The organism is Methylacidimicrobium cyclopophantes (assembly GCF_902143385.2).
GTDB classification, from domain to species: Bacteria; Verrucomicrobiota; Verrucomicrobiia; order Methylacidiphilales; family Methylacidiphilaceae; genus Methylacidimicrobium; species Methylacidimicrobium cyclopophantes.
Window position 1 is genome coordinate 1 of sequence record NZ_CABFUZ020000190.1, and the last position, 9,097, is coordinate 9,097.

Here is a 9,097-nt window from a genome sequence, read left to right on the forward strand (position 1 = left end):
GGGTCGATCCGGATCCGGACGGGGACGCGCTCGACGATATGGATGTAGTTGCCCGTGGCATTTTCCGGAGGGAGGAGGCCGAGGTTGTTGCCCGCGCTCGGGATGATCCCTTCGACGATGCCGTGATAGCGGACCTTGCGGGGGTAGAGATCGACGCTGATCCGGACCGGTTGCCCCGGCCGGACGTGGGTCAGTTCAACCTCCCGATAGTTCGCCTCGACCCAGAGGTAGTCCAGCGGAATGATCAACAGCAGCGTCTTTTCCGGAAAGACCTCGTCGCCAGGTTGGACGACCCGTTTGGCGACATAACCGGAAACCGGCGCGACGACGTTGCGGCGAACATGGTCGAGGTAGGCGCTCCGATAGAGGGCGGCGGCCCGGAGGACCTCCGGATTGGTCGAAACGGTCGTCCCCCGGATGCGGGCTTCGATGCTGGCGAGCTGGTCCGCGAGGTCTCGAAGGCTCGCCTCGGCCTCCCGCCGCTGCCATTCGGTATCCTCGACGAGTTGGAAGGAGACCGCCCCCTCGCGGACGACGCTCCGGTAGCGGTTGAGATCCGAAGCGATCCGGGAGAGGACCGCCTGCTGAGCCGCAACCCGGTTGCGGAGGGTGGCCGCCTGGCGGAAGAGGGTTTCGACGCGGCGGACCGAATCGGCGAGCTCCGCCTCGGCGCGCTGGAGAGCCACCTTGGTCTTCACCCCGTCGAGCCGAACGAGGACCTCCCCCTTCCGGACGTAGCGGGTCGAATCGGTGCGGACCTCGGTGACGGTGCCCGCAACCTGGGCCTTGAGGGGGACGAGGTTTCCGGTCACGTAGGCATCGTTGGTCGCTACCCAGAATCTTCCCAAGAAGAGCCAGTAGAGGAAGACGAAGGCGGCGAGGGAGGCAAAGCCCATCGTCAGGAGGCGCAGTCGGCGGCTCCGTTCCTGCTCCAGGGTAGGAAGCCGACCGTGCCGCTCCCCCTCTTCCCGAGGGCGCAGAAGACGTCTCCAGAGGAGAGTGAGTCGTTCGCGCAACGGGAGGCGTGGCATCGGTCGGAGGGCGTTTTCTAAAAGGATCAGGGAGTCCCTTGGGATTGGTAACCGCCTCCGAGGGATTCGTAAAGGGCGACGACCGACTGGAGGTGCGAAGCGGTGAGGTTCGAGAGGCGAAGCGACTGTTCCCGGGCGGCCAGGGAAGCTTCGATCTGATCGATTCGGGTGACGAGACCAGCCTTGTAACGGGATTCGGTCAGCCGGAGGAAGCGGTCGGCGGCCGAAAGCGCCGCATCTTGGGACGCGAGGTTTTCCGTACTCTCCTTCCAATGGGCGAGCGCGTCGGCTACGGAGCGGGCGGCTCCGAGCACCGCGTCGTTGTAGCGTTCCACGGCGATATTGTATTCCTCTTGCTCGGCGACCAGGCGGGCGGTGAGCTGGCCGCGCTCGAAGATCGGGAGGGTGATCGCTGGCCCTGCCATGTACAGGAACGCCTGGGCGGGTGCCAGCAGGATGGTCGCCATGTTCAGGGTTTGGAAGCCGGCGAAGCCAACGAGATTGATGTTGGGGTAGAAGGCGGTCTTGGCGACGCGGACGCGCTGGGCCGCCGCTTCCACGCGCCAGAGGGTAATCGCCACGTCCGGCCGGCGGCTCAGCAGCTCGAGAGGCACCGAGGCCGGAAATGGGAAGCGTCTCGGGAAGGAGGCGGCGGTCACCGGAATCGTCCGCCCCCAGTCGGGCCCCTTGCCCGCCAATGCGGCGAGCTCGTCCTTCAGCAGCGTGTTCTCCCGCTCCAACGTTTTTTCCCGCTGCCGTGCTGCGGCGAGCCGCTGCTCCAAGGCGTAGACGGGCAGGAGGGTGTCGATTCCGGCCTTGCGGTGGCGGGAGCGGGCGAGCGTGAGGTCCTGCTCGAGATCGGCAACCATCTTCCGGACGATCTCTTCTTCTTCGGTGCGGGAGACAAGCTCGATGTAACGCCGGGCCAGCGTCGTCGTGAGGGTGAGTTGCGCCAGGGAGAACTCCGCCATGGCGGCCCGTGCCTCGCCGACGGCGGCGCGGATTCGGGAGCGGTCCTCTCCCCAAAGGTCGACGTGGTAAGTGAAGAAGGCAGGCGAATAGTCGGCGAAGGCGAAGGAGCGGCCGCCGAAGGGCCCGAAGAAGCTCGATCCCGGGATCTGCCAGATGCCCAGCGTATCGTTGAGGAGCCAAGGACGTCCTTCCAGGGTGGGGAGGAGCCGTCCCCGCTCATGGGCGGCGATCGCCCAGGAAAAGCGGATCCGGTCGGAGGCCGCCCGAAGCCCCGGGTTTCCCGCGAGCGCTTCATCGATGATCCGGTCGAGCTCGGGGCAGCGAAGCTCCTTCCACCAGAGTGATGGGGTCCATTCGGGCACCGCGCGCAGACGCGCTCCGGCCGAAAGGGTCTTTTCCATCGACGGAAGGGCCAATGTTTTTGCAGTTGGCGTGTCCTTGGGGAGGATTGCGCATCCGGCGAGGCCGAGCGCTCCCGAGAGAAGGGCGGCGACGGGGAAGAAGGAGAGCCGATTCATGGGAGATCCCCTCCCCGGAGCCACTGGCGGCCCAGGCGGACGACGGGGACCAGCGCGACTACTCCGGCCAGCAGGAGAAATCCCCACGCCGCAAGGCGGTAGGCATCCTCCAGACTGAGGATATTGGCATGGAGGATCAGGCGGCGGGTGAGCCATGCCAGCGATTCTTCGCCGCCGAGACCCGAATCGGCGAGTTGCCGGCCGATCTCCTCGGGGATCGGCCCGAAGGAGGGAAAGGTTTCGGAGAGACGAGCCTGGGCGAACGCGCTGCGTTGGTAGAGGATGGAGCCGAATCCGTCGATCCCGAGGCCGCAGGCGAGCGTGCGAAAGGCGGCGCTCAATTCGAGAGCGTAGAGCTGCTTGCGGAGCGAGAGCCCGGAAACCATCAGACCGCCCATTGGTCTGAGGAGGGTTCCCAGGCAGAACCCTTCCAGGAGCTGTGTGCCGAGCACGGGGAAGAACCAGGAACGGCGCTGGAAGAAGTCGTGGGAGCTGCTCAGCCAGCAGAAGAGGGAAAAGAGGAGGAGGTTTGCGCAGGCGAAGAGGCGCAAGTGGTGTGCCTTGGGCGGCAGGAGGCTGAGCAGTCCGGCCGCCGGCTTGGAGAGGACGAAGAGCGGAAGGAAGATCTCGGCGGCGAGCAGGGAAGTGAATCCGCCGAAGGTGGGGAGTTGGAGGCGAACGAGAAGGGTCGTCCAGAGGCCGAAGAAAAAGAAGAAGCCGATGCTCAGCGTCAAGATGCCGAGAGAAAAGCCGGGCCGGAGAAAGAGACGCAGATCGACAAGCGGCTGGATCTCTCCCAGCTCCCAGACCACGAAATAGACGAGCGTGCCGACGCCCCCGACGAGCAGGCCGAGGACCAAGGGGGAATTGTACCAGTCGTAGTCGTCTCCCATGTTGAGGGCGGATTGGATCGAGAGGATACCCGCCGAGAGGAGGATGGTGCCGACCCAATCCCACCGACGGCTTCCGGGCAGTTCCCGCGGAGGAGCGAGCAGCGCGCAGAGCTCGCCCACGAAGAGGACGAGCGGCCCGTTGACGAGGAACCAGCTCCTCCAGCCCCATTGGGCTTCCATCCAGGCGCCGATCAGCGGGCTCACCGAGTAGGGGGCGAGCCCGGCCATGCTCCAGAAGGAAGCGACCAGAGGTCGCCGCTCTTCCGGATGGCTCTCCAAGAGCAAAGTTTGGGAAAGCGGAACGGCGAGCCCCGACCCGATGCCTTGGAGGATTCGGCCGCCGAGAAAGGGCAGAAAGGAGGGAGCGGCGGCGCAGAGGAGACTTCCGCCGGCGATCGTTCGGGTCGCCCAACGGAAAGTCCGCAGAAAGCCGAACCGTCTCGAGAGAGCGGGCCCGAGGATGAGCCCGAGCGCCTGGGACGCAAAAAAATCGGCCATCGTCCACGGACCGTGGCTCGGGCTTACGCCGAAGGCTCCCATCGCATGGGGATTGACGGCGTTGTAGGCGCCCGCGTTGAAGAGCGCGAGGAAGTAGCCGGCGACGGAAGCAACGGAAAGAAAGAACTGGTATCGCGACGAGACTCCTTCTCCGTTCATGAACGCATCTTCCTTGGCACCGATGGAAAGCAACGAGCTTCGAGCAAATTGGGTGCCAAACTATGCGATCTCTAGAGGAAAGGAAGGAGAAGGTTTCGAGATTTGCAAGAAATGGTGGATTTCACCAAATTTGGTTACTTTGATCGACTCTGTGACGAAAGCAGACCAAATTTTTTCATCCGAAATCGAAGCGTATTGGGATGGAGACCGAGGCGGGCGGCCGCTCCTTGGGGACCGGAGATCCGCCAACGGCTCTGCTCGAGCGCTTCGAGGATCTGGCGCTGCTCGACTTCTCGGAGACGAATCGGCAGTGGACCGAGAGGGGAGAGGATCGAGGGAGGGGCGGCCCCGAGCGGGTCGATTTCCACCAAGGGAGCGCGGGAGAGGATGACGGCGCGTTCGATCACATTTTGCAGCTCCCGGACGTTTCCCGGCCAGGAATAGGAGCGGAGCCGTTCCATCGAGCCGGGGGAGAAGGCGACTGCCGGCTTACCGAGCTTGGAGGCGAAGCGGCGGAGGAAAAAATTCGCCAGGAGCGGAATGTCGCGCGGCCGCTCCCGAAGGGGAGGGATCTGGATCGGGAAGACGTGGATCCGGTAAAAGAGGTCCGATCGGAAGCGGCCGTCGCGGACGTCCTCCTCGAGGCAGCGGTTGGTCGCCGCGATGAGGCGGACGTCGGCCCGCAGCGTGCGGCTCCCTCCGACCCGGACGAATTCCCCTCCTTGGAGCACCCGCAGCAGCTTTGCCTGGGTTGCGAGTGGGAGCTCCCCGATCTCGTCCAGAAAGAGAGTCCCCTGGTCGGCGAGCTCGAACCGTCCCTTTCGCTCGTGGACCGCTCCCGTGAAGGCGCCTTTCTCGTGACCGAAGAGCTCGCTTTCGACCAGTTCCTTGGGGAGCGCCGCGCAGTTGACGCTCACGAGGATCGAGCCGCTCCGGCGGCTCTTCTGGTGGATGGCTCGCGCCAGGAGCTCCTTTCCGGTTCCGGTCTCTCCCTGGAGAAGAACGGTCGCGTCGGTTGGTGCCACCTGTTCGACCTCGCGGAGGATCGTCCGGAGGTTGGGGGAGGCGGTGAGGAATTCGCCGAAATCCTGTTCCTGGCTCAGCCTTTCCTCGAGGTAATCCTTTTCGAGGCGCAGCCGGAGGATCGCTCGCTGTGCGCGACGGAGCGCTCCGGCGTCCCGAATGCTCAGAGTGAAGAGGGGGTGCTCGCCGACACGGCTCGCCGTCAGGGCGGCTTCGATGGGGAACTCTTCCCCCGACTCGCGCAGGCCGTTGAGTCCCTCCGGGATCCAGACCGGCTCCGCATCGCTCTCCGGTCGGCAAAGAGAGAGAAATCGGCCGAGAAGCCGACGGCTCCGGGAGGAGAGGAAGGAATCGGCCCGTCGGCCGAGGGCGGCGGCCCTCGGGACACCGAAGAGGCGTTCGGCGGCGCCGTTGAAGAGCTCGAGGCGAAGATCCTTCCGGAAGGAGAGAAGAGCGTCCATCGAGGAGCCGAGGATGGCGGCGAGGCGTGCCTCGCTTTCCGCCAACTGTTCCTCGGAAATGCGGGGAGCGGTTCGATCCCGATGAGTCTGGACCGCGGCGAGGATCTTTCCCGAAGGATCCGAGAGGAGGGTCGCCTGAGTCGCCAGGAAACGGCGTTCGCCTGTGGGAAAGGTACACCAATGGTCGAGCCGAATGTTGTCGGAAGAAAAGCGAGTCGGGATTGCCGCCGGATAGAGCGCCGGGAGGCGGTCGAGCTCGCCGTCGAGCAGGAGGTCGGCCAGAGTGGGAAGGCGCTCGGGAGAAAAGGCTTCCCGGTGGCGGTCGGTTTTCAAGACCGCCTCGGAGGCAAGGCCTGTGAGCTGCGCGCATGCCCGGTTCCAAAAAACGACCCGATGGCGCGGGTCGACGATGAAGAGCGCTTCGGGAAGCTGATCGAGAAGGAGATCGGCTCGCGGTAGGAAGGAGATCCCCGCGGGGTGTGGCCGATCGGAGCGGTTCATGCCTATGGCTGAAAAAAGGAGAATAGCAGGGATGAGAAGAGAGCGTCAAATCTGGGCCGCATCCTTGAAGCCGAAGGACTTTTTGCTTGCCTCTTGCCGCGGGAAAACGTTGGAAGAGCGGTGGTGAGGGAGGGTAGTTTCTGAGAGGAAGCGTTCCGTCCCGCGTTGCCGGACCGCCCGGCAAAAGGAAGAAAAAGAAGCGTCGTGCTTGACAGGATAGAGCGGAAAGAAGGACATGCCGGTTGTTTGCAATGGCCATGGAAGCCAATACGACGCCTGAGCTGAGCGGCCCGGTTCCGCCGGCCGTCTTCCTGCGGCTCTGTGCCCGGGAGCCCTATCGGATCCTCTTTCCGCTGGGCACGGTCCTGGGGCTCTTGGGCGTGGCGGTCTGGCCTCTCTCCATGCTGGGGTGGGCACCCTCTCCGCCGCTCCAGAGCCATCCCCGGATCATGGTCGAAGGATTCGTCGGCTCTTTCGTCATCGGTTTCCTGGCGACCTCCCTTCCTCGGCTTCTGGAAGTCGAGCCGTTGAGCGGGAACCTCGTGCTCGTCCTAGGGGTGACGCTCTTGAGCTCGAGCATCTTCCATCTCTTGGGCTGGCCGTGGGCGGGCGATATGCTCTTTACCTTTGCTCTCGTCTTGCTGCTGATCGCCTTCACGGCGCGTGGCCGGCGGCGGCGCATCCCGCCGCCGAGCTTCCTCCTCGTGCTCCTGGGTGTGGCGGGAGGGGCCGTGGGTGCCTTTCTCCAAGCCGAGCAGGCGGCCGGGATGCGCACGAGCCCCCTGGTCCGGCAGGTCAGCCTGCTCCTGGTCTGGCAGGGGCTTCCTCTCCTCCCCGTCCTCGGGGTGGGCGCATTCTTCCTTCCCCGGCTCTATGAGCGGGAGAGCCCGGAGCGGGCCGTTCCCGCCCTTGCGGCCGGGTGGGCTCGGGAAGCCTTTCTTGCCGCGGGTGCCGGCCTGTTGCTCTTCGCGAGCTTCCTGCTCGAAGCGGAGGGAAAGGGACTCTTGGGAGGACTCTTGCGGGTCTGCGTCATCGCCAGCTATCTCTGGGCGACTCTCCCGGCTTCCGGAGCGCTCCGTGCAAAAGGGACCGTCACGGCTGCTGCACGGTTTGCCGTTGCTTTCTCGCTCCTGGGATTCTTCCTCGCGGCTCTGCTCGGAACGGGGCGGGCTGGCTATCTCCACCTCTTTTTCATCGGAGGAGCTGGACTGATGATCCTAGCGCTTGGTGTCCGCGTCGTTTACGGCTTCAGCGGCCGGGGCTTCCTGCTCCATTTTCGTTTCATCCCCTTCGAGCTGGCGATCGCCGGAGTGGCGGCGGCGGTCGTTACAAGGATAGGGGCCGACCATCTCCCCTCGGGGCGCTCCGTGCTGCTCTCCGTGGCGGCCGTCTTCTGGATTGCAGCCCTCGCTCTTTGGGCCTTTGCGGTTCTTCCATTTGTCCTCTGCCCCGATACCGAGGAGAAGAAGGAGGCGGAGGGAGGGCGGGCCGAGTCGGCCCTCGGGTGAAGATCTCGTCGGAGGCCGACGGGACCGCTCTGCGGCTCCCCCGAACGGGCGACCGTAGGAGAAACCCGGAGCTCCGTCGGGTCGCCGTCAGCGTTGCGACGGTTTCGCAGTCAAGGTCTCGAGCTCTCTCTCGGCCCCGTGCAGGTTCTCCTGATCGAGCGCGTCCATCTGGTGGCGGCAGTAGAGCATACAGCGGAGCACGACGACTTGGCGCATCAGGTTCCGCGTCAGGGCGAGCTTCTTCTGCCATACCTGAAATTCGGGTGCGGAAGCGGCGTTCGGCGCGAGCGCGGAGCCGAGAGCGGGAAAGTGCGCTTGGCCCGGCAGCACCTCGTAAAGGATGATCGAGGGGGGATGGAAGAGAGGATGGAAGTGTTTGCCGTCATCAAGGATATGCGCCTCCCACCGCGCCGCGATCCTCGACTGCTCCGGCTCCGGGATGACCGTGAGCGCCTCGATCTTTTCCCCGGGGTAGAGATCCTTGGCGATCAGAGCCCGCACCTGCTCTTCGAGCGAAAGCTCGCGGGGAGCCGGGGAAGCGGCGGAATCAGGCGAGGATGGACGGGGTGCCGCTTGAGCCCACGCGGAAAGCAAGACAAATCCCGCCAAGAGCAGAGATCCGACCGACGCCGGAAACAACCACTTCTTCCTGCGAACCGTAGGCATGCCGATCATCGAAGTTTCCTCCGCCAGCCACAGCCATCGCACCACCCTCTATAGGAAGTATACGCCTCTTCCAAAGAGGTGCAACGGAGCGGCGGTCCTCCAGCCGGAGTGCGGAGGAACCTTCGTAAGAGAAGCAAGCCGCAAAAAGGCCCCGGGGCAAGACTTCCGGAGGCCCTGCCACGGCTAATGCCCGTGAATATTCACCGTGTCGTTATTCAGGACCGAGTAGAAAAGATATAAGAAGAAGGCGAGCGCCAGTGCAATCACCCAATAGAAGTTGCGATTGCCCGACTTTTCTTTCCCCTGGGGACCCTCTGGTTCCTTTCCCTTCGGTTCTTCGGGAAGCTCTCTGCTGCTCATGGGAGCAATATCCGGCTCGCCTTTCCGGCCGGCAAATGTTTTTTTCGCGCGGAATCCGAGGGCAAGATCGAAGGGAAGAGGGCACTAGCGGATGGCCCGGATGAAGAAGATGGGCACTATCCCACGCTCACCAGCGGAGCTCTCCGCCTGGCAGAATTCCCCGAGAGGCCCTTCCTCCACCGAGCGGAAGCCGGCGGTACGAAACAGGGTCGCCACTTCTGCCGGTCGGAAGCCCGGCCATCGGTCGAAATACTCGGTCAGAAAGAAGTCGAAGCGATGGCTCTCGAAATCCGTGAGCACCGCTCGGCCCCCGGGCCGCAGAATCCGAAAGAGCTCCCGAATCATCTTCTCCGGGCTTTCGACATGATGCAGGACCATGTTGGCAAAGCAGCAGTCGATCGCACCCGTTTCGAGAGGTAGCTTTTCGGTGTCTCCGCCTACGCTCCGGAAACCGGGCCGTCCTCCGAACTTCCGTTCGAGCTCCGCGAGCATGGCGGGCGAGCGGTC

8 protein-coding genes are annotated in these 9,097 nt (G+C 64.3%); 1 reads left to right on the top strand and 7 read right to left on the bottom strand.

Features of this window, described 5'->3' with window-relative positions; genetic code table 11:
* The 4 genes from FN369_RS08465 to FN369_RS08480 form a co-directional block, all read right to left on the bottom strand.
* A partial coding sequence (locus tag FN369_RS08465; RefSeq protein ID WP_142525725.1) for an HlyD family secretion protein occupies positions 1-1,031 on the bottom strand: 1,031 nt, incomplete at its 3' end.
* 26 nt (positions 1,032-1,057) lie between these two features.
* Positions 1,058-2,521 carry an efflux transporter outer membrane subunit gene (locus FN369_RS08470; protein ID WP_178087764.1) on the bottom strand — a complete coding sequence of 488 codons (1,464 nt, stop codon included), beginning with the start codon at positions 2,519-2,521 and terminating at the stop codon, positions 1,058-1,060.
* Entirely contained in the window at positions 2,518-4,071 is a 1,554-nt protein-coding gene (locus FN369_RS08475) for an MFS transporter (protein ID WP_142525727.1), read from the bottom strand. Before FN369_RS08475 ends, FN369_RS08470 begins: the two co-directional genes overlap by 4 nt.
* 134 nt (positions 4,072-4,205) lie before the next feature.
* Complete coding sequence (locus tag FN369_RS08480) at positions 4,206-6,056, bottom strand: sigma 54-interacting transcriptional regulator (protein WP_142525728.1); 1,851 nt, start codon at positions 6,054-6,056, stop codon at positions 4,206-4,208.
* A gap of 257 nt (positions 6,057-6,313) precedes the next feature.
* On the opposite strand from FN369_RS08480, the gene FN369_RS08485 reads away from it, so the two are divergent.
* On the top strand, positions 6,314-7,564 hold the full coding sequence (locus tag FN369_RS08485) for an NnrS family protein (RefSeq protein ID WP_178087765.1): 1,251 nt from the start codon (positions 6,314-6,316) through the stop codon (positions 7,562-7,564).
* Between the two features lie 87 nt (positions 7,565-7,651).
* Here FN369_RS08485 and FN369_RS08490 read toward each other — a convergent pair whose 3' ends face one another.
* The 3 genes from FN369_RS08490 to FN369_RS08495 form a co-directional block, all read right to left on the bottom strand.
* Complete coding sequence (locus tag FN369_RS08490) at positions 7,652-8,272, bottom strand: hypothetical protein (RefSeq protein WP_178087766.1); 621 nt, start codon at positions 8,270-8,272, stop codon at positions 7,652-7,654.
* Positions 8,273-8,413: 141 nt separating this feature from the next.
* A complete protein-coding gene (locus FN369_RS11230) occupies positions 8,414-8,590 on the bottom strand; it encodes a hypothetical protein (protein WP_178087767.1) in 177 nt (58 codons plus the stop codon).
* 84 nt (positions 8,591-8,674) lie between these two features.
* Positions 8,675-9,097: class I SAM-dependent methyltransferase (locus FN369_RS08495; protein ID WP_142525731.1), on the bottom strand; the 423-nt coding region annotated here is incomplete at its 5' end.